This window comes from Ulvibacterium sp. (assembly GCF_965228935.1).
Lineage (GTDB): Bacteria > Bacteroidota > Bacteroidia > Flavobacteriales > Flavobacteriaceae > Ulvibacterium.
The window spans coordinates 3,190,089-3,216,325 of the sequence record NZ_OZ245846.1 but is presented as its reverse complement, the minus strand read 5'-3'; the positions used below and the strand labels follow the sequence as shown (position 1 = coordinate 3,216,325).

18 protein-coding genes are annotated in these 26,237 nt (G+C 45.6%); 12 read left to right on the top strand and 6 right to left on the bottom strand.

From position 1 onward, the window contains the following. Positions 1–4: 4 nt before the first annotated feature. From ACO06Y_RS13460 to ACO06Y_RS13410, 11 genes are all read left to right on the top strand, one after another. Positions 5–3,913, top strand: a complete 3,909-nt coding sequence (locus ACO06Y_RS13460; RefSeq protein ID WP_422079497.1) for a PVC-type heme-binding CxxCH protein — start codon at positions 5–7, stop codon at positions 3,911–3,913. Between the two features lie 24 nt (positions 3,914–3,937). Beyond that, positions 3,938–5,050 carry a Gfo/Idh/MocA family protein gene (locus ACO06Y_RS13455; RefSeq protein ID WP_422079496.1) on the top strand — a complete coding sequence of 371 codons (1,113 nt, stop codon included), beginning with the start codon at positions 3,938–3,940 and terminating at the stop codon, positions 5,048–5,050. 16 nt (positions 5,051–5,066) lie between these two features. Beyond that, the gene (locus ACO06Y_RS13450) at positions 5,067–7,070 is read left to right on the top strand and encodes a glycoside hydrolase family 127 protein (protein WP_422079495.1); all 2,004 of its coding nucleotides are present in this window, start codon (positions 5,067–5,069) and stop codon (positions 7,068–7,070) included. Next, positions 7,067–8,776: an arylsulfatase gene (locus tag ACO06Y_RS13445; RefSeq protein WP_422079494.1), complete on the top strand. Its 1,710-nt coding sequence runs from the start codon at positions 7,067–7,069 to the stop codon at positions 8,774–8,776. The genes ACO06Y_RS13450 and ACO06Y_RS13445 overlap by 4 nt, the downstream gene beginning before the upstream one ends. 142 nt (positions 8,777–8,918) lie before the next feature. Beyond that, on the top strand, positions 8,919–10,301 hold the full coding sequence (locus tag ACO06Y_RS13440; RefSeq protein WP_422079493.1) for a hypothetical protein: 1,383 nt from the start codon (positions 8,919–8,921) through the stop codon (positions 10,299–10,301). A 1-nt stretch (position 10,302) separates the two neighbouring features. Beyond that, complete coding sequence (locus ACO06Y_RS13435) at positions 10,303–11,751, top strand: hypothetical protein (protein WP_422079492.1); 1,449 nt, start codon at positions 10,303–10,305, stop codon at positions 11,749–11,751. Further along, on the top strand, positions 11,748–12,512 hold the full coding sequence (locus ACO06Y_RS13430) for a 3-ketoacyl-ACP reductase (protein WP_422079491.1): 765 nt from the start codon (positions 11,748–11,750) through the stop codon (positions 12,510–12,512). Before ACO06Y_RS13435 ends, ACO06Y_RS13430 begins: the two co-directional genes overlap by 4 nt. Then, a complete protein-coding gene (locus tag ACO06Y_RS13425; RefSeq protein ID WP_422079490.1) occupies positions 12,509–12,730 on the top strand; it encodes a hypothetical protein in 222 nt (73 codons plus the stop codon). The genes ACO06Y_RS13430 and ACO06Y_RS13425 overlap by 4 nt, the downstream gene beginning before the upstream one ends. Then, positions 12,720–14,135 carry a sodium:solute symporter family protein gene (locus ACO06Y_RS13420; protein ID WP_422079489.1) on the top strand — a complete coding sequence of 472 codons (1,416 nt, stop codon included), beginning with the start codon at positions 12,720–12,722 and terminating at the stop codon, positions 14,133–14,135. Before ACO06Y_RS13425 ends, ACO06Y_RS13420 begins: the two co-directional genes overlap by 11 nt. 106 nt (positions 14,136–14,241) lie before the next feature. Further along, positions 14,242–15,333, top strand: a complete 1,092-nt coding sequence (locus ACO06Y_RS13415; RefSeq protein ID WP_422079488.1) for an amidohydrolase family protein — start codon at positions 14,242–14,244, stop codon at positions 15,331–15,333. 62 nt (positions 15,334–15,395) lie between these two features. After that, entirely contained in the window at positions 15,396–15,734 is a 339-nt protein-coding gene (locus tag ACO06Y_RS13410) for an L-rhamnose mutarotase (RefSeq protein WP_422079487.1), read from the top strand. A gap of 2 nt (positions 15,735–15,736) precedes the next feature. On the opposite strand, the gene ACO06Y_RS13405 is transcribed toward ACO06Y_RS13410, so the two are convergent. The 6 genes from ACO06Y_RS13405 to ACO06Y_RS13380 form a co-directional block, all read right to left on the bottom strand. Beyond that, on the bottom strand, positions 15,737–18,937 hold the full coding sequence (locus ACO06Y_RS13405) for a PVC-type heme-binding CxxCH protein (protein ID WP_422079486.1): 3,201 nt from the start codon (positions 18,935–18,937) through the stop codon (positions 15,737–15,739). A 27-nt stretch (positions 18,938–18,964) separates the two neighbouring features. Further along, entirely contained in the window at positions 18,965–19,936 is a 972-nt protein-coding gene (locus ACO06Y_RS13400) for a Gfo/Idh/MocA family protein (protein WP_422079485.1), read from the bottom strand. Continuing rightward, a complete protein-coding gene (locus ACO06Y_RS13395) occupies positions 19,933–20,949 on the bottom strand; it encodes an NAD-dependent epimerase/dehydratase family protein (protein WP_422079484.1) in 1,017 nt (338 codons plus the stop codon). The genes ACO06Y_RS13400 and ACO06Y_RS13395 overlap by 4 nt, the downstream gene beginning before the upstream one ends. 189 nt (positions 20,950–21,138) lie before the next feature. Beyond that, positions 21,139–22,251 (bottom strand): zinc-dependent alcohol dehydrogenase, encoded by a 1,113-nt coding sequence (locus ACO06Y_RS13390; RefSeq protein ID WP_422079483.1) that lies wholly within the window; start codon positions 22,249–22,251, stop codon positions 21,139–21,141. A gap of 162 nt (positions 22,252–22,413) precedes the next feature. Continuing rightward, complete coding sequence (locus ACO06Y_RS13385) at positions 22,414–23,568, bottom strand: Gfo/Idh/MocA family protein (RefSeq protein ID WP_422079482.1); 1,155 nt, start codon at positions 23,566–23,568, stop codon at positions 22,414–22,416. A gap of 67 nt (positions 23,569–23,635) precedes the next feature. Beyond that, a complete protein-coding gene (locus ACO06Y_RS13380; RefSeq protein WP_422079481.1) occupies positions 23,636–24,682 on the bottom strand; it encodes a sugar phosphate isomerase/epimerase family protein in 1,047 nt (348 codons plus the stop codon). A gap of 241 nt (positions 24,683–24,923) precedes the next feature. On the opposite strand from ACO06Y_RS13380, the gene ACO06Y_RS13375 reads away from it, so the two are divergent. Beyond that, positions 24,924–26,171, top strand: coding sequence for an MFS transporter (locus tag ACO06Y_RS13375; RefSeq protein WP_422079480.1), 1,248 nt, complete (start codon positions 24,924–24,926; stop codon positions 26,169–26,171). The last annotated feature ends 66 nt before the right edge of the window (positions 26,172–26,237 follow it).

Sequence of the window (26,237 nt, the reverse complement as noted above, 5' to 3'; positions counted from 1 at the left end):
TGACATGAAAGGAGTACTAAGATATTTCATTTTAGTTTTGGGCTTTGCCTGTATAGTCGCTTGCCAGAACAAAAAAAGCAAACAAAAAAATGATGAGGGCGAGCAAAAAAGCAGTTTTGTCATTAAGAAAGGGAACGAGGTCATTGAAGTATTTGCTCTCAATGGCGATTTGGCCTTGGTGACACAAAATATCAAGGCGGATTTTCGCCCTTTTATCCATCCAATTTTGGCACCCGGCTCCACTGCCGAAATGACCCAGTACAGTCCTGGGCATCATCCGCACCAGACCGGACTCTATTGGGGTTTCACCCGTGTAAACGGTACCGGAATCGATTCCGCCGGGCTAAAAAAGTGGTTCTATGACCGGAACAAACCCGAAGACATCAAGAAAAAAATAGGGAGGGACTATTTTCATTTTCCCGGGGGCGACCATTGGCAAAAAGTATCGGCCCAAGTGCTCATTCCCGAGGGGAAGGAAGTAAAATGGAAGACCGTGTACCACATGCTGGATGAGACAGGTACACCCATCTTAAAGGAGTCCCAGACCTGGACATTTTCTGAGAAATCGGACAGCTACCTAATGGGTCTGGAATGGCAGGGAGAGGCACTTACCGATATTACCATCAACGAATTCGATTATGGCGGTCTGTTTCTTAGAATGCCCTGGAAAGAAGGAATTCAAGGTGAAGTGGAGAACGCCGCTCGGCAACGCAATGAAAAGGCCGAAGGCCAAAGGGCCATGTGGGTGGATGCAGGAATGGAAATCGATGGTTTGGACGAATGGGGCCATATCGCCATTTTTGACCACCCGGACAATAAGGGCTTTCCCCAAACTTGGCGTGTGGACTCCCAGTTGGGCATCGGGCCGGTACGTGCAAAAATGGGGGATTGGCACATTAAAAAAGGGGAGGTTGAAACCATTCGGCATCAAATAGTGGCCTATACCGGAAAATTGAACGCTATTAAACTGGATGACCTTTGGGGAGACTATGTGGGCGACAAAGGAATGTACAATACCGCTTCGCTTTGGGAGCTAGCCAAAAAAGAGGGGCGGGATGCCAAATTATTAAGTCCGGAGGAAGCGGTTGAAGCAATGACCCTAAAAGAGGGCTATAAGGTGAATGCATTTGCGTCCGAACCTATGATCACCCAACCCATGGCCTTCTGTTGGGATGATAAGGGCCGAATGTGGATTGCCGAGAATCGCGATTATGAATCCCGAGGCCACGGTTTTTCCAATTTCGGGGATAGTCGCATCCTCATTTTGGAAGATACCGATAAAGACGGAGTCGCGGATAGCAAAAAAGTCTTTTTGGAAGGTATTCCATTCCCCTCCGCAATTGCCGTGGGTCATGGTGGGCTTTTTTTGGGCGCACCACCCAATTTATTGTTTGTACCCAATAAAAATGGAGACGACAAGGCAGATGAAGAGGACATCAAGGTCTTATTAACCGGATGGGGAATCCGTGATCGGCATGAAACCATTAATAGTTTTCACTGGGGACCGGATGGCTGGCTCTACGGTCTCGAAGGGTTTGCAACACCCTCAGTGATCCGAAAGCCAAAAGGAAAAGGTCGTATTTACAGGCATGGTGAAGCCTTCCCCGAGGATTTGTTGGATGCGGAGGGCGTGGATATCAATGGAGGTGTTTGGCGCTATCATCCTATAAAAGATCGTTTTGAAGTGGTCTCCCACGGCTTTAGCAATCCTTGGGGTATCGATTACGATTCCAAAGGCCAGCTCTTTATTTCAGCATGTGTTATCCCACATTTGTTCCATATCATTCCCGGCGGTATTTACCATAGACAAGGTGGGCAACATTTTAACCCTTATGTCTATGAGGACATTAAGACCATTGTGGACCATCGTCATCGATCGGCCCACGGTGGTGCTAGAATTTATCAATCCGATGCCTTTCCGAGGGAACAGCATGGGCGACTTTTTATGGCCAATATTCACGAACATGCCGTACTATCCGATATATTAACCCCAAATGGGTCTGGCTTCACGGCTAGTCATGGTGAGGATTTTTTATTGGCGAACAATGCACAATGGGTAGGATTCAGCATGGAAGTAGGTCCGGAAGGAGGACTTTATGTCTTGGATTGGCATGACGCGGATATTTGCGGTGGCGAGGTGCTCAATAAGGAAACGGGACGTGTTTTTAGAATTATGCCCGAAAAATCGGAGGCTGAAAATTGGCCTGGAAGATTTGAGGATTTAAATGGAAAAAGCGACTTGGAACTGGTGGAATTGCAACGCAATAAAAGCAATTGGCATGCCCAAAGGGCGAGGGTAATCCTTCAATACAGGGCAACAAAAGAGGCATTGGAAAAAGAGGCCATTTCCCAATTGGAAAATATGCTGGAAAAAGAAAGGAACGAAGATCTTAGGCTACGTGCCTTGTGGACCCTCTGGATTACGGGGAATAGTACTTCTGATCGATTATTGGGACTCCTGGAAGACGGGCAGCAGTATGTCCGGGCATGGGCCATTCAATTTCTCACAGAGGACGGGCCACCTTCGAAGACGATAGTAGCTGCTCTTACCCGATTGGCAAAAAATGAAAACTCTCCCGTGGTCCGGCGCTATCTGGCCGGTGCCTTGCAACGAATGCACCCGGCAGACCGTTGGGATATGGCCGCATCCCTGGTTCAATTTGAAGAAGATCTGGACGATCCCAACATTCCGTTGATGTTGTGGTTCGGAATTGAACCTATGTTAACGGACCGACCGGAAAAGGCATTATCATTGGCCAATACCTCTGCCATTCCATCCGTGGTCGAGAAAATTGCCCGGCGTTTGGTAGACGGGGATCAACTGCAAAAGTTGGTTGCCGGGATAAGTAAAAAATCAGACAATCGGAAATACCTGTTAAGGGGTATGTTGGCCGGTCTAGAAGGTAGATCGGATATGCAGGAGCCCTCAAATTGGGGTTCGACCTACAAATCGTTGCAGTCCAACTCCGAACTGGCTACTTTATCGGATCAAATAACGCAGCGCTTTGGCAATGCAGAGGCGGCCAAAAAAATGATGGCTATCGTAAACGATACCGAATCTGATAGTGAGCAAAAACAAAATGCGATAAAAAACCTCGCTCTCCACCAAAGGGAGGAATTGGAAAAGGAATTGCCCAAATTATTGGACAATCCCAATCTTCGGATGGAGTCGATACGGGCCATTGCTGCCTATGAAAATGAAGACTTGGGTAAGGCCTTGTTCCAAAAGTATCATGAACTTTCCCCTGAAGAAAAACAAGAGGCCGTCCTAACCCTAGCCTCAAGGGGCACCTACGGCCAGATCCTGGCCAATGCGATCAAAGAGGAGACCATCCCCAGAAAAGACATTCCAGCCTATGTTGCCATGCAAATGCGCAGGGTGGTAGGAAGTGGTTTTGTAGAAATCTGGGGACCTATCGACGATATTTCAGGAGATATCCAAGGACAGTTCAGTAAGTATCAGCGACTCCTTTCGGATGAGGCCATCGCTAAGGCTGATGCTTCTAAAGGAAAAAGTATCTATCAACGTACCTGTGCGGCTTGTCACGTGATGTTCGGGGAAGGTGGAGTCATTGGTCCGGATCTTACCGGTTCTAACCGAACCAATACGGCCTACCTATTAAACAATATTTTAAATCCCAGTGGTGAAATTCAGGACGATTATAAACTAGTAGTTATCATTACCCAAGATGGCAGAACGTATAGCGGAAACATCATAGCCGAAAATGATAGGAATATTACGCTTAGGGTGGTGGGCCAAGAGCCTATTTCCATTAACAAATCCAAAATACGTTCCAGGGATGTCACCGAGAAATCGATGATGCCCGAAGGCTTGTTGAACACCTTAAGCGATTCGGATGTCTTGAATCTGGTGGCGTACCTAAAAATGCTCGATCCTTCGGAAAATCTATAATCCCTAACTTTTTAAATCCCAATTATGAGTAGTAAAAAAATCAAAATAGCGATAGCCGGCCTCGGTTTTGGAGCGGAATTTATTCCTATTTACCAAAAACATCCGAACGCCGAAATGTATGCCATATGCCAACGGACCCAATCCAAGTTGGACGAAATAGGTGATGCCTTCGGTATTGCAAAAAGATATACGGACTATGATGAAATGCTAAAGGATCCGGAAATCGATGCGGTACATATCAATACCCCAATTCCCAACCATGCGGAACAGTCCATTGCAGCCCTAAAGGCGGGCAAACATGTAGCCTGTACGGTACCCATGGCCACCACGGTGCAGGAGTGCCAACAAATTGTTGAGCTTGTAAAGGAAACCGGACTGTCCTATATGATGATGGAAACCGTCATCTATAGTCGTGAATTTCTTTTTGTGAAAGAGATGTATGAAAAAGGTGAGTTGGGAAGGATTCAATTTTTAAGGGCCTCCCACCAACAGGAAATGGCCGGTTGGCCCGGCTATTGGGAAGGGTTGCCACCTATGCACTACGCCACCCATTGTGTTGGGCCTATATTGGCCCTGCCCAAAGGGGAAGCTGAATATGTCTCCTGTTTTGGGTCTGGAAGAATAGATGAAAATCTGATTCCTATCTATGGCTCTCCCTTTGCCATTGAAACTTGTCATATCAAATTAAAGGACTCCGATCTGGCCGCCGAACTTACACGATCACTTTTCAATACGGCAAGACAATACCGGGAAAGCTTTGATGTTTATGGTAGCAAGAAATCCTTTGAATGGACCTTGATCGAGCACGAGGATTCCGTAATCCATACCGGGGAAACTCCGGAAAGGGTAAAGATTCCGGATTATGCCCACCTCCTACCTCAAGAGATAGCTCCCTTTACCACCGCAGGTGTTTATGATTCGGACGATAACCAACACCTTTCCTTTATCCAAGGTGCGGGCCATGGTGGGTCTCATCCACATCTGGTACATGAATTTTTAAAGGCCCTGATCAATAATCGGGATCCTTATCCCAATGCCGTACAATCGGCCAACATTACATGCGTAGGTATCTTGGCCCATGATTCGGCCATGAAGGGCGGGGAAATTATCCGATTACCCGACTTTACTTTCAAATGAAATAAAATATGACGTAATGAAAACTACATTTGGGTCTAAATCCCTCAATTCCACTCTGGCAGGACCAATTCTTCTATTCGTCCTACTTTGGTTGACCGCCTGTGCCGAAAAAAAGGACGAAACCAAAACTGATGAAACTTCGGTTAGTCAACTGGATTATCCCATACAACCCGTGCCATTCACCTCGGTGGCGATCAAGGATAATTTTTGGACACCTAGGTTGGAAACGAATCGGAAAGTGACCATTCCCTATAATTTCCAAAAATGTGAAGAAACGGGACGGCTTCGGAATTTTGCAATTGCGGGCGGACTTGAAGAAGGCGATTTTGAAGGTATTTTTTTTAATGATTCCGATGTATTTAAGGTCATTGAAGGAGCTAGCTACTCCTTACAGGTTCATGACGATCCACAATTGAAACTATTTTTGGATGGGTTGATAGCAAAAATTGCTGCAGCTCAGGAGGATGATGGGTATTTATATACCAACCGTACCATAAATCCCGCTAAGGCTGCGGATGGCGCAGGTGACCAAAGGTGGACCAATCTCCAAACCTATCACGAACTCTACAATGTGGGGCATCTTTATGAGGCTGCGGTGGCCCATTTCCAGGCGACCGGAGAAAGATCTTTACTTGAAGTCGCTCTAAAAAATGCCGACCTCATAGACCAAGTATTTGGCCCAGGTAAAAATATGGGCGTACCGGGACATCAGGAAATAGAAATCGGATTGGTAAAACTGTATCGAATAACCGGTGAAAAAAGATATTTGGATCTTGCCAAGTTTTTCATCGACCAACGTGGAAATGCGGAGGGTCACAACACCAAGGAAGGGAAGTATGCCGGAAAATATCAACAAGACCATGTACCGCTTGCCGAACAAGAAGAAGCCGTTGGGCATTCCGTACGGGCCGGATATTTCTATGCCGGAGCTACCGATGTGGCGGCCTTGACCGGTGAAACCGCCTTTGATGTTGCGCTTGACAAGATTTGGGACGATATCATTCACCAAAAGATTTACCTTACCGGTGGTATCGGCGCCGAACCCAAGCATGAAGGTTTTGGACCTGATTATGAACTCCCGAACGCCACAGCCTACACCGAGACCTGTGCCGCCATTGCCCTAATGCTCTGGAACCATCGCATGTTTTTAAAGAGTGGCGATATAAAATATATGGATGTCTTTGAAAGAACCCTGTATAATGGATTCCTCGCCGGGGTTTCCTTGGAGGGCAATACCTTCTTTTATCCCAACCCCTTGGAAGTGGACGGCGTTTCAAAATTCAATCAGGGAGTTTGTGGAAGGTCGCCTTGGTTTGATTGTTCCTGTTGCCCCGTAAACGTAGTTCGAATTCTACCTTCGCTCCCCGGTTATATGTATGCCGTTAAGGACAATGCAGTATATGTGAATCTATATATCGGTAGCGAGACGGAAATCCCCTTGGAAAATGGGACCCTACAACTTGCCCAAACGACAAACTATCCTTGGGAGGGTACTGTGGAATTGGAAATCCTAAATAAAAAGACTATCCCCGCTGTTCTTAAGTTAAGGGTTCCTGGATGGGCCAGGAACCAAGTAATGGATGGAGACCTATACCATTACAAAGACCATCATTACCCGGCTATCACGATATCCATAAATGATAAAACTTCCGATGTTCCAATAAAGGATGGTTACATTACATTGGACAATAACTGGATGCCAAATGACAAAATCCATATCTCTTTTGAAATGCCAATTCGCAAAGTGGTAAGCCATGAATTGGTAACTACCAACAAGGGTAAAATTGCACTGGAGCGCGGGCCATTGGTGTATTGTGCAGAACAAGTGGATAACCCCAACGGAGTTCTTGACCTCCAAATACCTTTAAATGAAAAGTTGAATTACTCCTACGACCCGGAACTATTGAATGGTATTGGTAAAATCAAAGGCCGAACGATTACGGCAATTCCCTACTATGCCTGGGCGCATCGTGAAATTGGGGAAATGTCCGTCTGGCTAAAGCAAAAAAATATGTTGTGAAAAAAACAGTTGGTTACATATGCCTGGGTATTGCTTTACTTTTCCAAAGTTGCACTTCCCCTACTCCATCTAAAAAGAACGATCGCCCTAACATTGTCCTTATCATGGGAGACGATATGGGCTATTCCGACATTGGCTGCTACGGCGGCGAGATCAAGACCCCAAGACTGGATGAGCTTGCTGCCAATGGATTACGGTTTACCCAATTCTACAACACGGCGCGTTGCTGCCCAACCCGGGCTTCCCTGCTCACAGGTCTTTATCCCCAGCAGGCCGGGATTGGCCATATGGTGGATGACCGCGGGACACCTGCCTTTAAGGGAGACTTAAGCACCAATGCGGTGACCATCGCGGAAGTCTTAAAAAAAGCGGGATATTCCACATACATGTCGGGAAAATGGCATCTAACACCCTATGTCATAGATAATCCAGATAAACACAATTGGCCTAGACAACGAGGTTTTGATAGGTTCTTTGGAATGATTTCAGGAGCGGGCAGCCTATATGATCCACGCTCCCTAACAGAAGATAACGAGTACGTCTCACCACGAGAAGGCTTCTATTGTACCACCGATTTTACCGATTACGCCGTGGAACGTATTGAGGAACATGAAGACGATACTCCTTTCTTTCTGTATTTGTCCTACACAGCGGCACACTGGCCCATGCATGCACCGGCCGAGGCTGTCGCAAAATACAAGGGAAGCTATAACCACGGCTGGGACGAGATGCGAAAGAATCGTTTTGAGCGGATGAAAAAGATGCGATTGACCGAAACCGAATGGGAACTCACCCCTAGGGATTCCTTGATACAACCTTGGTCCGAGGATATTCCCGATAAGGAATGGGAGCTGGCCAATATGGAGACCTATGCGGCTATGGTCACCCTTATGGATGAAGGTATAGGAAAAGTGGTCAATGCCCTTAAGGCCAAAGGGGAATTGGAGAATACCTTGATTATTTACCTACAGGACAACGGGGCCTGTGCCGAGGAATTGGAATGGGTATCAAAACGTACAACGGAAAAGGATCGGGTACCCTTGGCCCCAGGGGAGCTTCAAACCGAAATGGTGCCCTTTTTTACAAGGGACGGCAAGCCTGTTGGGATAATGAGAAAGGGATGGCCGGGCCCACCGGAGGGTTATACCGCCTACGGCCGAAATTGGGCCAACGCGAGCAATACACCTTTTCGGGAATACAAACACTGGGTGCATGAGGGGGGTATTTCTTCACCTTTAATTGTGCATTGGCCCGCAAAAATAAATTCCGGGACATCCGGAATTGGTGGATTTAGAACGGAGCCCGCCCATTTAATAGACATCATGGCAACCTGTGTTGATGTCAGTGACAGCTCCTACCCTACTACTTTTAATGGTAACAAGATACAAGCCATGGAAGGCAAAAGCTTGTTTCCTGCATTCTCCGGAAGTGCACTGGAGAGGGAAGCCATCTATTGGGAACACGAGGGCAACCGGGCCGTAAGGATGGGGAAATGGAAATTGGTCTCCAAAGCGGACAAAAGACATTCGTTCGTATGGGATAAAATTGGTGAACTGGAACTACAGAATTGGGAGCTCTTCGATATGGAACAAGACCGAACTGAAATGCATGATTTGGCCACGAAACATCCCGAGTTGGTTCAAAAAATGGCCCAAATGTGGTTGGCATGGGGAAAAAGGACAGGAATTGTTCCGAGACCACAGTAAATCGGATGAGAAAAATTACAAAGAACAAGTTCCATGAGCAGCAAGGATAGGTTCTTTATGCCTATATTTAGAAACATAATATATTGATGGATTAGTTTTCCTTTCAGAAACCTATTAGACCGCTCAAAAGCAAATTGAACCTATGCAAATAAACCCCGAACTAAAGCCCCAAGACCTCAAGGATAAGATAGCCGGATTATGGGCCTTATCCGGACAGAAGATAAAAAGCATGGCTTCCCATCTGGAAGGAGTATCCGGATCTCCCGTAGTAACCGTAAATGGAACCTATGAGCCAAGAAGTTGGACAGATTGGACACAAGGTTTCCAATATGGTTCCGAGCTCTTGCAATTTGACGCTACCAGGGATACCTACTTTCTTGATCTTGGCATTAATCATATAAAGGTCCATATGCCGCCCCATATCAGTCATTTTGGTGTTCATGATCACGGATTCAACAATCTAAGTACCTACGGTAATCTGTTAAGGTTGTTGAATGAGGGAAAAATTCCAAAAGACCAAGGAACAAAGGAACTCTGCGTTTTGGCCTTGAAGCTATCGGCCTCGGTCCAGGCACAGCGTTGGACCACCATTCCGGAGGGCGGCTATATCTATTCCTTCAATGGTCCCCATTCCCTATTTGTGGATACCATGAGGACCATTCGTATTTTGGTAGTGGGCCATATGTTGGGACACCATTCATCCGGTGAGAACGATTCCAAGATAAATTTGCTCAAAAGAGCCTACCAACATGCTTTGGCTACGGCCGAATATTCCATTTATTATGGTGAGGGACGGGATAGCTATGACGTTTGGGGAAGAACGGCCCATGAAGCTATCTTTAATACAAATGACGGAAACTTTCGCTCCCCTTCCACCCAACAAGGATATAGCGGTTTCTCAACTTGGACCCGAGGTCTTAGTTGGGCCATGTTGGGCTTTTCGGAACAATTGGAATTTCTACATGGTCAAAAGGAATTACCTGAACTGGACGAACTGGGAGGCAAGGCGCAATTGGAGGAAATTTTTCTCAAGGCAGCACGGGCCACTTGCGACTTTTACCTAGAAAATAGCGCCCTGGATGGAATCCCATATTGGGATACCGGTGCACCAGGATTATTTCATCTTCCGGATTGGCGTAATAAAAAATCAAATCCCTTTAATGAGTATGAGCCTGTAGACAGTTCAGCGGCCGCCATCGGGGCGCAAGGCCTATTGAGGTTGGGCAACTATTTAAGAGCAAAGAAGGAAGCCGATGCAGATAGGTATTGGTCCGCTGGTCTGACCATAGCCGATAGCCTGTTCACCGAGCCATACCTCGGTACAAACAAAGATTATCAAGGATTGATCCTACATGCCATTTATCACCGTCCCAACGGTTGGGACCATATTCCAGAAAACAGTGCTATTCCCAATGGGGAAGCCTGTATGTGGGGGGATTATCACGCCAGGGAATTGGCTCTGTATTTGGATAAGGTTATCAAAGATGATTCATATTATACATTTTTTAAAGGTATAACATCGTAATATGGCCAAATCCAGACCTAGATTCCCGCGTATAGCACAATTGAAAACGGCTGAAAGTTTTTTACAGCATCTCTCCAAGATCGACGCCAATCTACCCTTTAAGGAAACTTTGAACGAACCTGGCCAATCCGTTATGGGCCAAGATTTTAAATTACGATCGGGCAAGACCATTGGCAATCGATTTTGCATCCTTCCCATGGAAGGTTGGGATGGAACCCTCGAGGGTAGGCCTTCGGAAATGACCCAACGGCGGTGGCGCAATTTTGCCATCAGCGGGGCCAAATTGCTTTGGGGCTGTGAAGCGGTGGCCGTAAACCCGGAAGGGAGGGCCAACCCTAACCAATTGCTGATCAATGAGGCCAATTTGGACGCGTTCAAGCTTCTGTATCACGATTTGATTCAAGCCCACGAATCGAAATTCGGAACCTCGTCCGACTTATATGTTGGTCTGCAACTCACCCACTCCGGTAGATTCGCCATTCCGGATAATGACCGTAAAAGGAAACCCAAGATTTTATATAAGCATTCCGTACTGGATAAAAAGTTCAATATCCCTGAAGATTATCCCATACTGTCCGATGCCGAGATTGATGGGTTGGTACAAGATTTTGTGAAGGCGGCAGCTCTTGCCAAGGAAGCAGGGTTTCAGTTTGTGGATATTAAACACTGTCATGGCTATTTGGGCCATGAGTTTCTAAGCGCCTTTAATCGCGATGGAAAATATGGGGGTTCTCTGGAGAATCGTATGCGTTTTTTGACTTCCATAGTCCAAGGTATCAAAGCTACCAGCAATATTCCCATTGCCGTTAGACTTAGTGCCTTTGATTGGATTCCATTTACCAAGGGTGAAAATGACATTGGGGTTCCGGAAAAATTGGGTACTACGTATCATGAGGCGTTTGGGGGAACCGATCAAGGCCTTGGAATTGATCTTTCCGAGGTTTTTGAGATGATCGGTCATTTGGAGAAAATGGGAATTGAAATGGTATGTATCACTGCCGGAAGTCCGTATTACGTCCCGCACATTCAAAGACCGGCACTTTTCCCACCTTCGGATGGTTATCTTCCTCCCGAAGACCCACTTCTTGGGGTGGCCCGGCAGATACAGGTAACCCATGAAATAAAAAGACAATTCCCAGACCTCGCGATTGTGGGATCGGCCTATTCCTATCTTCAGGAGTGGCTACCCCATGTAGCGGAGGCCGTTGTGGAAAATCGTATGGCGGATTTTGTCGGTTTGGGGAGAATGGTGTTGAGCTACCCCGAGATGCCCGATGACATTTTAAACGGAAGAACACTGACCCGAGGTAAAATTTGCAGAACCTTTTCCGATTGTACCACAGCACCCCGAATAGGTATGATATCCGGTTGTTTTCCCTTGGATCCCTATTACAAGGCGAAACCTGAAGCCGCCCAATTGAAGGCATTTAAAAAAAGTTCGGGCCTATGACAAAAAATGTTTTGATTACCGGAGGGTCTCGGGGAATTGGACTGGGAATAGCCAGAGAATTGGCAAAAGCCGGTTGTAATCTGGCCATCAATGGAGTCAGGGAAGTCAAGAATGTTACCGAGGTTTTGGAAGAGTTGGAAAAACTAGGTGCTAAAAAGGTAATCTATTGTCAAGGAAACATTGCCGTCCCAAAGGAAAGGGAAAGAATAGTTGTACAAGTGCTGGAAGCCTTTGACCAGCTTCATGTGTTGGTAAACAATGCCGGTGTGGGGCCTCAGAAAAGGCTCGATTTGCTTCAGACCACGGAAGAGAGTTACGACCGGGTGATGGATATAAATCTTAAAGGGCCTTTTTTTCTTACCCAAAAAATAGCACAACATATGATAGAACGTAGCTCGGAAAACGTTTCGTGCATTATCAATATATCATCCATCAGTGCAACCACGGCCTCCGTCAACCGCGGAGAATATTGCTTGTCCAAAGCCGGAATGAGTATGATGACCCAATTGTTCGCCACAAAGCTGGGTGAGTACAATATACCGGTTTATGAGGTAAGGCCAGGGGTCATTGAAACCGATATGACGGCAAAGGTGTTACAGAAATACCAAGAAATGATCAACGAAGGACTTACGCTTCAATCCAGGATAGGGTCTCCCAAGGATGTAGGCAAAGCTGTTTTGGCCTTGATAGAAGGAAAATTTCCTTACTCTACCGGTCAAGTGATTATGGTCGATGGAGGTTTAACTATACCCAGATTATGAAAAAAAGACGTGTTGCCCTTTTAAAGATTTTAGATGGCCTGGCCATTCTCACCTTCATTGCATCATTCAGTCCTTTGGTGACCCCCGAACATGTGGCCGAACCCCTTATATTGGGGCTTCCCTATACGCTGTGGGCTGGACTTTTGGTCAGTTTTCTTTTTGTAATCCTCGCTTATCTGGTATCCATCATAAACAAAGAAGAGAACCATGCTGACTAAGTTTTTAATTGCTGGCGCGATTTATCTGGGCATCCTGGTCTTTTTAGTGAGGCGTACCCGTGTTAAGGAAAAAACGACCTCCAGCTATTTATTGGGTGGTGGCAATATAGGATTTGTAATCGGCCTTTTTACAACAGCCGCTACCTTGTTCAGCGCCTTTACCGTAATAGGGATGCCCGACTTTTTCCGTACTCATGGTATCGGGGCCTGGATTTTTTTGGCCGTTTCGGACACTATGATGGTCTATGCCTTGATCCGGATCGGGGAAATGCTTAGAAGAAAAGCAAGAAAACTGGATTTTAAGGGAATGTCCGGCTTAATGGTCAATACCTATGGGGCCAAATTAGCGGGTTATGTGGCCTTCGGAGGAGCCGTGATTTTTTTGATTCCCTACATAGCCGTACAGATCAGTGGCATCTCTATATTTCTAAACGCCGCCTTTCCAGATGCGATTCCCGTATGGGCCTGGAGCTTGATTATCGTGGGTATCATGATATTGTATAGCGAAACAGGAGGGCTTAGAGCGATTATGTACAATGACACCTTACAGGGCGTTCTACTTTTTATTACCATATGGATCATCGGTTGGAACTGTATAAGCCATTTCGGGAGTATCCCATCCATGTTCAAGGAGGTGGAATCCATAAGCAGTGAATTGCTCTCCGTTCCCGGTCCCAAGGGGCTCTTTACTACCCAATTTTTGATTATTTCCGCGATTGCCATCATTTCATTGCCTTTTACACAACCTCAGATTTCTACTCGGGTCGTCATCATGAAAAGCAGTTCGGCCTTACGAAAAATGGCCATTGGTCTGGGGATTGTCGCCATATTGATCATTCTTCCCACACTCTTCATGGGAATGTACGGAGCCGTGCTCTATCCGGAGGCATCCACCCAGGAATTCATCGGACATGTGCTTTTGTACGATCAGGCCGAGGGCATAGCCGCATTGGGATTGATAGGTTTGATCGCTGCGGCCATTTCAACTTCGGATTCCCAAATATTCGCGTTAGGTTCGGAGCTACGGTCTTTACTTACCCTAAGGGATCAAAAAGCGGTTTTGATAACCCGGATTTTTATTTTCTTTTTTGGGGTTTTGGCACTCATTTTTTCCATCATCAGTACGGAACATTTGGTCTTGTTGGCCCGGACCAGTTTTACGGGAACGGCCATGATGGGACCTATGATCCTGGTCGGAATACTAAGTTCGCGAAAGCCTTCACTTCTGATGCCAGTAATAACCGTAATGTCGTTGATTACCTTCATTCTTGCCAAAACCGGAATCATTCCATCTAAAATAGGCGCCTTGGAAGTTGAATTGTCCTTGTTTTCCATACTGGCAATCGCCAGTATTTTGGAAGTTTTCCTTCTGGGCAAGGCCAAAAGTGATACCCCAAAGATTTGAATGCACTGCAAATGCATCGACAAAAAAATAATTACATTTATAGGACAGAGCTCCAATAGGATAAGAATAAGGAATCTTTTGCTTGTAATAGTTTAAAACCACGATCATGAAAAAAACTATATATGTCTTATTTGTACTAAGTGTTTTTTTTGCCTGCAAACCAAAGACGGAAAGTCAATCTTCCAAAAGCGAAACAGTAATCGCCATGGACGAAGGAACGTTAAAAAAAATAGACGTCCATGTACATTTTAAATATTCCAGGGAATACCTACCCGCGCTCTTTAAAAAATGGAACATGCAAGGGGTACTGGTGGATGTTTACCGAGAGGATCCTATTGGTATCGTTAGAAGTTGGGATAACTATTTGACCCATTCCCAATCCCATCCCGAAATGTTTTACCTCTGTTCCGCCATTATCGGTGTGGGTATAGATGCACCGGATTATGCCCAAAAAACCATTGAACAGTTACGCGGAGAAATCGATTCCGGGGCCAGAATGGTGAAGGTGTGGAAGAACTTTGGTATGGTAACACAGGATGCCTCAGGGAAATACATTCAAATTGACGATCCCCGTTTACAGCCCATATGGGACTTTTTGAAATCCAAACAAATCCCGGTAATAGCCCATATCGCGGAACCTTTACAAGCTTGGCGGGAATTGAATCCCAAAAGTCCGCATTATGGATATTATATGGGACACCCGCAATACCATGCTTACAACTTCCCCGAGATACCATCCTACGAGACCATTATAGCCGCGAGGGATAATTGGATCCAAAAAAATCCTGATCTGAAAATTTTAGGCGCCCATTTGGGTAGTATGTCCCACAATGTGGATATGGTGGCGGAACGACTGGACAAATTCCCAAATATGTACGTAGAGACCGCCGCTAGGTTTGGAGATTTGGCGAGTCAGGATAGCGATGAGGTAAAGGCCTTTTTCACAAAATATCAGGACAGGGTGTTTTTTGGATCCGATTATGGAAATAGTATGCCACAAGATTCCCTGGACACCGCCCGAATCAAAGAAGAACAGCAATCACTGAATGCCAATTACAGGTTGTTATGGGAATATCTAAGCGGAACGGACTCCCTGGAGATACGGGGACAAAAAACCCGTGGCCTAGGCTTGCCCGTTGATATTCTAAAAAAGGTATACTATCAAAATACGGTAGATTTTTTGAAACTTGATTTATAATAGGATAATCAAACCGCTATCAATTTAAAAAACAATATGCAACACATTAAATGTACTAATCCATGAAAAGACACTGTTTGGCATTAGATCTAAAGAATGATGAGACCTTAATCACAAAATATGAGGAATACCATAGGGAGGTTTGGCCAGAGGTATTGGATAGCCTCCAAGATTCCGGTATTGCACATATGGAAATCTATCGGGTCGGGAATCGACTGTTTATGATCATTGAGGTAGAGGATTCCTTCTCCTTTGAGAAAAAGGCCCAAATGGATGCCGACAATGCCAAAGTTCAGGAATGGGAAGTACTTATGTGGGAATACCAACAAGCCCTGCCTATGGCCAAACCCGGTGAAAAATGGTTGCCCATGGAGAAGATATTCGACTTTAAGGCTTCCTGAATTTATTGTTCCATAGGATGCAATTCAAGAAGTTCCCCAGGGCTAAAAAAGCCCTCCTTACCCTTGATCTCTTCCCGTATTTTTTTGACCGTGGCGGGTAGAACGGGCAAGGCCTTGTTTCCGGGCATGTTTCTTACGTAGGTCAATACGGAGGCAACTTCTTCATCATTGAGCATTTGTCCGAAAGGGGTCATGGGAACCTGACCTGGGTACTTTTTACCTAAAACCTCAATTGGGCCCATAAGTCCCTTCAGGGTCAATTTAATCAACCGTTCCTCGCTTCCGGTAACCCATTTTGAACCGATAAGTGGGGGAAATTGTGAGGCTTCAAGCCCCTTACCATCGGGTTGATGACAAGTAGCACAATACCCATCCCGTTCGTAGATTTCCTTCCCCTTTTTGAACATTTCACGATTTGTTCCGATGAGATTGGTCTCCAAGGTTTCCTTTTTACGTCCTAGCCTTTCATCGTTCAGATGTGCGATGGCGGCGGCAAAAGGTTTTTCCATCCACTCATCCAATTCCTTTTTTCCGGCTTCCTCAATAATGGGTAGGCCGATATCCTTTCCAAGCCAAGAAGCTGCCACAAGTGCTTCAAGTCGTACACGGGGGTTGTCATCCTGGGCGGCCTTCATTAGTAGTTCCGTCTGATCGTTTACCTGGTGGCCCGTATATCTTAGTACCCTTACGGCAGCCGATCGAGCCCTGAAGTCCGAGGCATTCAACAATTTCTTCAACAATTGTTGGTCAACTTCATTGGCACCCCAGGTAACCCAAAGGGCTTCCAATAGGAGTTGTTCATATTTTTGGGAATCCTTATCCAGGGCATCGACCCATTGTTTTAATTTTTTAAGCACCTCTGATGTTTCCCTACCACGTAATTCCCTTTTTGTCCGATATCTTGTCCTATATTCGGGAAGTTTTAGGTTATCCAATAATTCCTCAATAGTGGCATCCACTATTTTAGCTGGCTCTACCAAGGGTCGGGATGGGTAGGTAATCCGATATACCCGTCCATGAACATGGTCCCGTAAGGGATCCCGGGCATTATGTTGCATATGGCCTATTAGGACATTATGCCAATCGATAAAATATAGGGAGCCGTCCGGGGCGAACTCCAAATCTACAGGGCGAAAATTCTTGTCATCGGCATAGACCAAATCTTGCCGATGTTTGGTAATATAGCCGGATGAATTGGGATCATCGATGACCCTATGTTGTTTTGTCCCCAAAAAACCAATGGTATTGTTTATAAGAAGGTCGCCCTGAACATTATCGGGAAAGTGCCTACTGGATACAAACTCTATCCCGGACGTTGGCCGTACCAGATGGTCCTTTTCAATAAAGTTTTCAGGTATGGGAGAACTTACACCATATCGGGGAACAATGGTTCCGGGCATCATCCAAGTAGCAGAAGGCCCAGAGGTATGAATAAAGAAATTTTGGCCCCAATCATCAAATGCGATACCCCATGGATTTGGGATGGCCAATTGGGCCGTTCGCTCCAGATGACGCCGTTGGGGGCTATATCTATAAAATCCACCGTTGGTACCCCTTACGGGCCCATAGGCCGTCTCCACATTGGTATGTAGAAAGGTACCTTCACCCATATAAATGGCTCCGGAGGGATCTGTGGAAAAGGCGCTGATAGCATGATGGGTATCATGGTCATCAAAACCGCTCAAGATAATTTCCTTTTCATCGGCCTTATCATCGCCATCGGTATCCTTTAAGAGTATCAGATCGTTACCTTGGGATACATAGACACCTTCCGGTGCAAACTCGAATCCGATAGTCAGATGTAGCCCATCCGCAAAGATGGTCTCCTTATCAGCCTTGTAATCTCCATCCGTGTCCTCCAGAATGATGATCTTATCATTAGGTTTACTATCCCCCGCTTTGTAATGGGGATAACTTGGCATAACCCCCACCCAAAGCCGACCTTGATTGTCAAATGACATCTGAACGGGATTGGCCAAGTTGTTAAACTCTTTTTCGGATGCAAAAAGTTCTACTTTATATCCTGAGGCAACCTTAATCTTGTCCAAAGCATCTTGACCGTACAAATATTCGGGATTTCCGTTTTTTTCACTGGCCTTATAGTTGGTCTTTACCGGGGGAAGCGCCTTGGTACGTGCATCGCTTTTGGCCAAATCCATTTTTTTGCCTTGTAAGGCCATCCAAATGGCAGTGTCCCGAATGGCGGTCATTTGCCTGATCTTTTCTATTTCAAACGGATAGTTGTCCGGGCCGAAGGGATCATATCTTCTTCCATATACATGTACCCCGTTCGGAATCTTAAAGTCGTTGAGCCAAAACCAGTTTTTTTCATTTACCGCCTTATGAACCAAAGTCTTGTTTTCTTCTACCTTACTTTTCGTATTACCAAAAACCTGATCCGCTAGGAATTGGGAGAATTTTTTATACCCCTTATCATTTAATTGAAATCCATCTGATGTTAAGTTATCAGATGTGGAATCGAACCACTTTTTGGATACATCAAATGCATTTACGAACAATACACCCTCTTCTGCAGCGACTTCTTCCATAGCCTTGGTATACAGCTCCAAGTTCTTGTTTTCTTCTTCCCCGTTGGGCAAGTCCATTTTTTGGGAAAGATCCTCATAGGCAATCGGGGATACCAGGGCAAGTTGCGGAGGATGGCTGCCATTATAGTTCTGACTTAGGGTATGTTTGATGAAAGCCCGTAGTTCTTCCCGATAATTGTCCAATCCCTCGGGCCCCCCAAAGGACTCCGTATATCCAAAAAATGCAATGATGATATCGGCTTCCAGACTGGTGATCCACTCATCCGGAGTGGGGAAATGTCCTACCCCTCCTTTTTGATGCCCTCCATCGTCCTCCTCAAAATGTATTTTGCTACCGGAATCATGTTCAAACCTGTCCGCCCCAGGAAAGGCCCAAGGAGAAGGTCGTGCCGCATGCGGCCTGAAAGCGGGGGTGTTGGCCGCGTCTCCCATATTTCTTATAAAAAGGGAATCTTCCGGGTAGCGTAATTGCATTTCGGTCTCAAAATGACCAAAATGTATCATTCGCCACGCCAGGTTATTTCCCACTAAGACAATGTGTGAGCCCTTTTTCAATTCCAAAGTCGGACCTTCCTTTTTACTACAACTGCCTGCCATCAGGGCAAGGCAAAACAATAGCACTTTTCCCTTGCTCCAATCTATCTTTCTGCTCATCTAAATGTTACTTTGGTTGATTACTTTTTATTTGAAGGTTACATGTATTCCCTCTTCCACCGATTTTTCACATGCCTCTATTATTTGCTGACAAGTGATGGCATCGTCCAGACTGGAGAGTGGTTCTGCATCTTCCCTTAAAACTTTATTGATAAAATGCGTTGTGGTATTCTTTATGGATTCCGGATAGCAGTAATACGTCTGCGAATGGGCCCCGTTTCGATCGTTGATTACCCAATCCCGATAGCTATAACGGGTACTGCCCTTGGTACCGATAACCTTGATAATGCAGGTCCAAGGATCACCCGCATGATCGTCATTGGCAAAACTGGCACATAAATGACTCAAGGTGCCATCCCGCATTTGAATGTTGGCCATCGCCACATTTTCTTGAGGGGCCAAGGTATTATCGACCGTATGTTTTAAGCACGATATGGTCTTTGGCTTCCCGGCCAAGTAGAGCATGGTATAGCTATGGTGTGTCAAAATCTGACGAATTACACCGGGATACCTGGCCCTGATCTCATCCGCGTGATGAATATTGTACATCATATAAAACTGGGTGACTTCCCCCAGTTTCCCACTTTGAATCATATCCTTTGCCCGGCGAATCCCCGTTTCATAGATATAGTTGTGGACGGGCATGCATTTTACCCCCGCTTCGGCAACGGCTTTTTTCATGCGTTCCAATTCTTCAATGGTCGAAGCTGCAGGTTTTTCCACTAAAACATGTTTTCCTGCTTTAGCGGCCTTAATGGTATATTCGCAGTGGGTCTCCATATTGGTCAATATGAATACTGCGTCAATATTCGGGTCATTGAGCAAATCATCCGCAGTGGCATAGGTCTTGCAACCATATTGTGCCGCCTTAACCTTTCCTTTTTCGGGGGTGCGATTCCAAAGTCCGACCAATTCCGAACCTTCCAGACCGTTGATGGCCTCGGCATGCAAATTGGCCACATCGCCTGCACCTAGTAAACCTACTCGTATCGTTTTCATGTGCTTATCGAAAAATCTAAAATGTCCTTTTCCGCCATTTTCTTGAATTCCTGTAACGACCTTCTTACCCCTTCAGCTATGGCCGTACGTGGTAAATTTTTAAACGTACCGTCTATTTTGGTATGGTCCAAATCACAAATAAAAAGATTGGGGGGAGCATCATCGATTATGGAAAGTTTGGCAAACTCGCCCATTCCCAATTCATTCGCCTGTTCCTCAACAATCTGAAGAAACGACGGGATGGGTATGGTTTCCCCTTTAATGTTAAAGGCACCAAAACCGGAATACGGTTGCAACGCACAAGCAGCAAAGTGAGCACCAACATCCTCTACAAAATGATAATTCTCGCGTCCCTGATAGGGCATCTCAAAGGGTATCAGGTTCCCTGAGACCGACCCCATTGCTATAGCCTTCATGGCATTGGTAGGTGCCGAGGTCTTTCCCTTGTCCCTACCTTTGCCATAGGTGGTATTAATCCGTAGGCAAACCGTAGGTATCCGTGTGTTGTCATAGAACAAACGGGCCAAATGCTCCCCGGCAAGTTTCCAAATTCCGTAATGATTTGGAGGCGCCAAAGGCACATCCTCGGCTATGCTTGCCTGTGGATACATGGATCGCATCCCATATACCGCCCCGGAACTTGCAAATACGAATCTTTTTAAATTCGGAAGTTTCTCCGCAGCATCAAAAAGGGCCATGGTACCTCCGGTATTGATTTCCATACCACGAATATGATATTTTGAACAATCCGGACTTTGGTATGCGCCCAAATGAATAATATGGGTAGGCTTTACGCTTTGGAGCGCTGCTTCAATGGCCTGGTAGTCCGATACGTCGAGGGTGATAAATTCCAAACGGGAATCCAACTCCTCACCCAACCATAATTTTAAGGGATCGGTATTGTTGGATCGTGTTGCGACGACAATTTTATGGACTTCGGACGACTGCAACAACTTGTAAATGGTTACCGAGCCTATACAACCCGTGCCTCCTGTAATAAATATGGTATGCATGTATGTTGAATTCTAGATGTTAGATTTTAGATGTTAGATTTTAGACAATAGACTGGTTCTCAATTTGAATTTTTAGTTTTAATAAACTACACGTAGGACAAAACAAAATGGAATGATTCCACCATCCGCCATAATTGTCTTGAATCTCATGTCACTTCTCTCCTCTCATGTCTCTTGTCTCATTAAAAATCAGTTCATTTTTATTACGGCCTTTACGTTGTTTGCCCTTATGGAATCCTCAAAAGCCTGTGTAATATCATCAAAATCATAGAAATTGGTATAGTGTTCCGCTGGGAAAACTCCGGTGACCATTAGTTTTTGAGCTATCATATAATCGTCTCTGCAAGATCCCATGGATCCCCGCATATTCAGGGAAGTACGTGTAAGGTGTGTGGCGTTGATCTCTACTTCCTTTGGATAAGTGGCAATGACACAGATATCCCCTTCCGGCCGGACAACGTCTATGGCTTCGGTCAACACTTGGGGTACCCCGGAGCATTCAATGAGCAAATCTACCTTCCCATAGTTTCCAAAGGGAATGCCCTGATCATCTACAATACCCTGGGACAACTGGGCGCTCAAGGTATTGTCTGGGGAGACTTCAATTGTGATAAAACCTCGTTCCCTAGCCTTTTTTAAGCGAATATCCCGGTCATGGGCAATCCCCGTAACGGCCACCCTTGCCCCAGCCGCCCTTGCCAATTCGGCGGACATAAGACCAATGATCCCACATCCGGTGACGATCACATCCTGCCCTGGCTTTATATTACACTTATTGTTAAGAGCGTTTACAATAATGGACAGGGGTTCTACCAGTGCGCCCTGCTCTGGCGTAAGACCATCGATTAAATGGACGACCCGATCAGACTCCAATACCACCTGCTGACCAAAGCCCCCGTTTCTATGAAAGCCTATAATTTGTTTCTTGGGGCATAAATTCCATTTGCCTACCATACAGGCCGGACAATTCTCGTCTCGGCAACCCAACATGGCCAAAGGCGTAAAAACATCCCCCACTTTTACATCACCGTGTTCCCCAGGCCCCAGTTCCAATACTTCGGCACTAAATTCATGGCCGATTATCCTTGGGCGTTGTACCCAATCAAAATTGGGTTTTCCCAGGCTTGCACTATTATCCGAACCACAGATTCCTGTGTAAAGTGTCCTGGCTAAAATTTCGCCTTCCTTTAATTCAGGAAGCTCTATATCCACTACGGAAGTATTGCTTGTAACGGAAACTCCGGAGTTGGGATATATTCTCTCCTTTCCATGGAGGCAAAAACCTTTAATTGTTTCACTCATATTCTATATTTTTAGACCTGTCCGGTTTTCCGCCAAAAGGGCGGACAAGTTTAAACCTGACAGGTCCCTACCTTGTTAAAAAGTTGATTACCAAAAGAAACTCGTTCTCGATTCAGTCTACCCATATTGCCTAAAAGCGTTCTTTTATCGATTTGGACGCTCCTACCAGTCAACACCTGTTTCCTGCCAGCTTTTTGATTTGGCGGAATTCAATACCGCCTCGCAAACTTTTTGTGTTTCCTGGGCCTCCTTAAAGGTCGGGGAACAGGGTGTTCCATCCTCGATACTTTTGAAGAAATCGGCCACTTGGTGTACAAAGCTATGCTCATAACCAATGGACAGACCGGGAACCCACCATTTATCCATATAGGGTTGGTCACCATCGGTCACGTGAATGGATCGCCATCCCCGTTCCACGGATTCATCCCGATGATCAAAATATTCCAATCGAGTCAAATCATGTAGATTCCATTTAATCGAAGCATGCTCCCCATTGATTTCAAAGGTATACAGGGCTTTATGGCCCCTGGCGTAACGTGTAGATTCAAAAAGACCTAGAGAGCCATTTTCAAAATGGCAATGGAAAATACAGGCATCGTCTATGCCTACTTTCTGTACCTCACCGGTTCCGGTATGTACCCTTTCCTTGATAAAGGTCTCCGTCATGGCCGAAACATCCTTAATGCCCCCATTCAACCACATGGCCGTATCTATACAATGTGCCAAAAGATCTCCGGTTACCCCTGACCCGGCAGCATCGTTATCCAATCGCCATAATCCCTCCCCACCTTGGGGAAGCTCCGGACTAATGGTCCAATCCTGTAAAAAATTGGCCCTATAGTGAAATATCTTTCCGAGTTTTCCAGCATCAATCAATTGTTTGGCCAAGGTTACCGCCGGAACCCTGCGATAGTTGTAATATACCGTGTTGGGAACGCCGGCCTTTTCTACCGCATCTACCATGGGTTGCGCTTCGACCACGGTACGGGCCAATGGTTTTTCACATAGTATCATCTTTCCGGCCTCGGCTGCAGCTATGGCAATCTCAGCGTGCATATTGTTGGGGGTGCAAATGTCAATGGCATCTACATCATCCCGGGCAACTACGGCCCGCCAGTCCGTTTCTATGGATTCATACCCCCACTGGTCGGCAAAGGCCTGTAAACGTTCTTTGTTACGGGCACATACCACCTTTAGGACAGGTTTGTATTTCAATTCTGGAAAAAAATCACCCAAACGCTTATAGGCATTGCTATGGGTCCTACCCATAAATCCGTATCCTATCAGCCCTATTCTCAATTCTCTTTTGTCCGCCATTTATAGTAATCGATATTAAATTATTAGTGTTTTATTTATCGCGCCAATTATACTGCTTCCTGTCTTACTACCCCTCGTACCATCCGTGAAGCTCGCGCACCTTGATCATTGCCCCCAAAACATCGTTCCAAGTCTTGGGCTGCATCATGACTTCGTTGGGGAACATACAACCATCCCAGCAAATATGTTTGAACCTTTTAGTTAGGCTGCCATCCTCATTTCGTAGCCAATGTCCGGCATCAACCGGAATATCCAGTTTCCCATTGGGGTCGGCGGCCTGGCAGTGCCTACCGGTCTTATCATGGGAGCCCGCCCCGAATACGGTGCCATCGTTCTGGGCCACATGAAAATCTATGGTCCAGGGTCTCAAGGCTGCCGTAAGGGTTTTAAGGCCTTCGGTTAAGGCAGCCCGGTCGTCCCATTGAAAATCGTCGGGAAGAATCCGCTCATCCGGTTTGTTGTATCCCAAAAGATACAATAAGGTATGTGCCATATCCGCTTGAAAACCAATATTAGGACGATCCACGGCTTCCAAGGTATTGATCATGGATTTCCAACCATGCATCCCGCCCCAACAGATTTCGCCCTCCGCTGCCAACGATTCTCCATAATCCGCGGCTACATCACAAGCCTCCCGAAATGTTTGGGCTATCAATTTCGTATTTCCAACAGGGTCTTGGGCCCAACTTTCAGGATCTATGGAAGAGTCTATTCGAATAATACCGTTTGGACGAACTCCTATTTCGCGAAGCTTTTGTCCTATCTTACAGGATTTGTGCACTTGGGTCACAAACTGTTTCCGTTCCTCTGAAGTACCCATGGCAGATCCCCCTCCCGTAGGAGTCCAAACGGGGGCTACCAGACTTCCAATCTCCAAGTTTTTGGACGTGGCCTTGTCGGCCATTCGTTGGATATCATCTTCCGAGGCATCGATGTCCATATGCGGATCAAATAGAAATAGGTCAAAGCCATCGAATTTTATGCCGTCCACTTCCGCATTGGCGGTAAGCTCGATCATGGTATCAATATCTATTGGGGGTTCGGAATCGGGGCCCTTACCCACCACACCCGGCCAAGAGGCATTGTGCAATTTGGGATAATTGTTCTGTTGCATTTTATCTTAATTATTTAGGGTATTGTAAATTATTGGTGTGTACGTACACTAAGTGGACTAATTTAGCTAAAATCATGTATTTCATGAAATAAATATTGTGGCTTTTTTAACGGTACCCTTTATTTTGTGATAAACTAGTAAGACAACCACAAAATAATTATGATAATAGCAAAAAAGTAAGTAAACTTATACCATGAATTGGAATTTTGTAGTATAGATTTATCAACCAAAACAAAAACTTATGGAAAATACTGCTTCTGCCCCAGTGATCAATGACAAAAGACTATTTTATGGTAGTTGTTTTGCCTTGATTACTACGGCTTTATCATTTAGCATCCGTGCGGGTATCCTTCCCCAACTTGGAGAAGAGTTGAGCTTGACCGCCGAACAACTAGGTTATATCAACTCCATGTGGTTTTTGGGCTTTCCGATATCCATGGTAATAGGAGGGCTCATCTATCATAAAATTGGGGGAAAAATCATTATGCAATTTGCATTTTTTGCACATGCCATTGGAATTATCATGACCATTTATTCGGGCAGCTACACAGGCCTGCTCATATCAACGCTTCTCATCGGCTTGGGGAATGGATGTACCGAAGCAGCCTGTAACCCTATGATAGCCGATGCCTATGAGGGTAACAAAATGAGTAAGATGATGAACCGATTTCATATGTGGTTCCCTGGGGGAATCGTCATAGGAAGTATCGTTTCCGAAGTTATGACAAATATGGGTATGAGTTGGGAATCCCAAATATGGGTCATCATGATACCTACATTAATATACGCCTATCTGTTCTTCGGTCAGTCTTGGCCGAAAGCAAAAGTACAGGAAGCTGCTACCCTTATGGGTAATTTAAAGGCCATGATTTCCCCATTATTCCTATTTATGATCGCTTGTATGGCCTTGACCGCAATTACGGAATTCGGACCACAACAATGGGTGGGACTTATATTATCCAAAAGCGGGGCATCCCCCATGATTATATTGGCTTTGGTTACCGGAATCATGGCCGTGGCACGATATTTTGGTGGAGATATGGTACATAAGTTTGATCAAACCGGTGTGCTACTGGGATCGGCCGTTTTAGCTACCATTGGTATTTATCTGTTCAGTACCCAAACGGGAGCTATGGCTTATGTATCAGCTATTTTCTTTGCCCTGGGCATTGCTTATTTCTGGCCGAATATGATTGGTTTCATAGCGGACAAGATACCAAAAAGTGGGGCTCTGGGCATGTCCATAATCGGTGCCGTTGGAATGTTTTCAACTTCCATATTCCAGCCTATCATCGGTAGTTGGATCGATGCTGACAAAGCCGAGGCAGCAGCCGCTGGTCTTACTGGAGATGAATTGGAATTGGTTTCTGGCCAAGCCACTTTGGAGACCATGACTTTATTTCCAGGGATATTGATTGTACTGTTTACTATCCTTTATTTTTGGATAAAGAATCGGAAACCGGAAGTTGCAGCTGCAGGCGCATCCTAACGATAAAAAATATTGGCCATTTGGATGGCAAACCTGGTCAAAAAAATAGTATTTCACAATCACCCC

Bases quoted from the DNA above. Each gene is read 5' to 3' on its own strand.
- ACO06Y_RS13460 (WP_422079497.1), top strand. From the start codon at position 5: ATGAAAGGAGTACTAAGATATTTCATTTTAGTTTTGGGCTTTGCCTGT.
- ACO06Y_RS13455 (WP_422079496.1), top strand. From the start codon at position 3,938: ATGAGTAGTAAAAAAATCAAAATAGCGATAGCCGGCCTCGGTTTTGGA.
- ACO06Y_RS13450 (WP_422079495.1), top strand. From the start codon at position 5,067: ATGAAAACTACATTTGGGTCTAAATCCCTCAATTCCACTCTGGCAGGA.
- ACO06Y_RS13440 (WP_422079493.1), top strand. From the start codon at position 8,919: ATGCAAATAAACCCCGAACTAAAGCCCCAAGACCTCAAGGATAAGATA.
- ACO06Y_RS13435 (WP_422079492.1), top strand. From the start codon at position 10,303: ATGGCCAAATCCAGACCTAGATTCCCGCGTATAGCACAATTGAAAACG.
- ACO06Y_RS13430 (WP_422079491.1), top strand. From the start codon at position 11,748: ATGACAAAAAATGTTTTGATTACCGGAGGGTCTCGGGGAATTGGACTG.
- ACO06Y_RS13425 (WP_422079490.1), top strand. From the start codon at position 12,509: ATGAAAAAAAGACGTGTTGCCCTTTTAAAGATTTTAGATGGCCTGGCC.
- ACO06Y_RS13420 (WP_422079489.1), top strand. From the start codon at position 12,720: ATGCTGACTAAGTTTTTAATTGCTGGCGCGATTTATCTGGGCATCCTG.
- ACO06Y_RS13415 (WP_422079488.1), top strand. From the start codon at position 14,242: ATGAAAAAAACTATATATGTCTTATTTGTACTAAGTGTTTTTTTTGCC.
- ACO06Y_RS13410 (WP_422079487.1), top strand. From the start codon at position 15,396: ATGAAAAGACACTGTTTGGCATTAGATCTAAAGAATGATGAGACCTTA.
- ACO06Y_RS13405 (WP_422079486.1), bottom strand. From the start codon at position 18,937: ATGAGCAGAAAGATAGATTGGAGCAAGGGAAAAGTGCTATTGTTTTGC.
- ACO06Y_RS13400 (WP_422079485.1), bottom strand. From the start codon at position 19,936: ATGAAAACGATACGAGTAGGTTTACTAGGTGCAGGCGATGTGGCCAAT.
- ACO06Y_RS13395 (WP_422079484.1), bottom strand. From the start codon at position 20,949: ATGCATACCATATTTATTACAGGAGGCACGGGTTGTATAGGCTCGGTA.
- ACO06Y_RS13390 (WP_422079483.1), bottom strand. From the start codon at position 22,251: ATGAGTGAAACAATTAAAGGTTTTTGCCTCCATGGAAAGGAGAGAATA.
- ACO06Y_RS13385 (WP_422079482.1), bottom strand. From the start codon at position 23,568: ATGGCGGACAAAAGAGAATTGAGAATAGGGCTGATAGGATACGGATTT.
- ACO06Y_RS13380 (WP_422079481.1), bottom strand. From the start codon at position 24,682: ATGCAACAGAACAATTATCCCAAATTGCACAATGCCTCTTGGCCGGGT.
- ACO06Y_RS13375 (WP_422079480.1), top strand. From the start codon at position 24,924: ATGGAAAATACTGCTTCTGCCCCAGTGATCAATGACAAAAGACTATTT.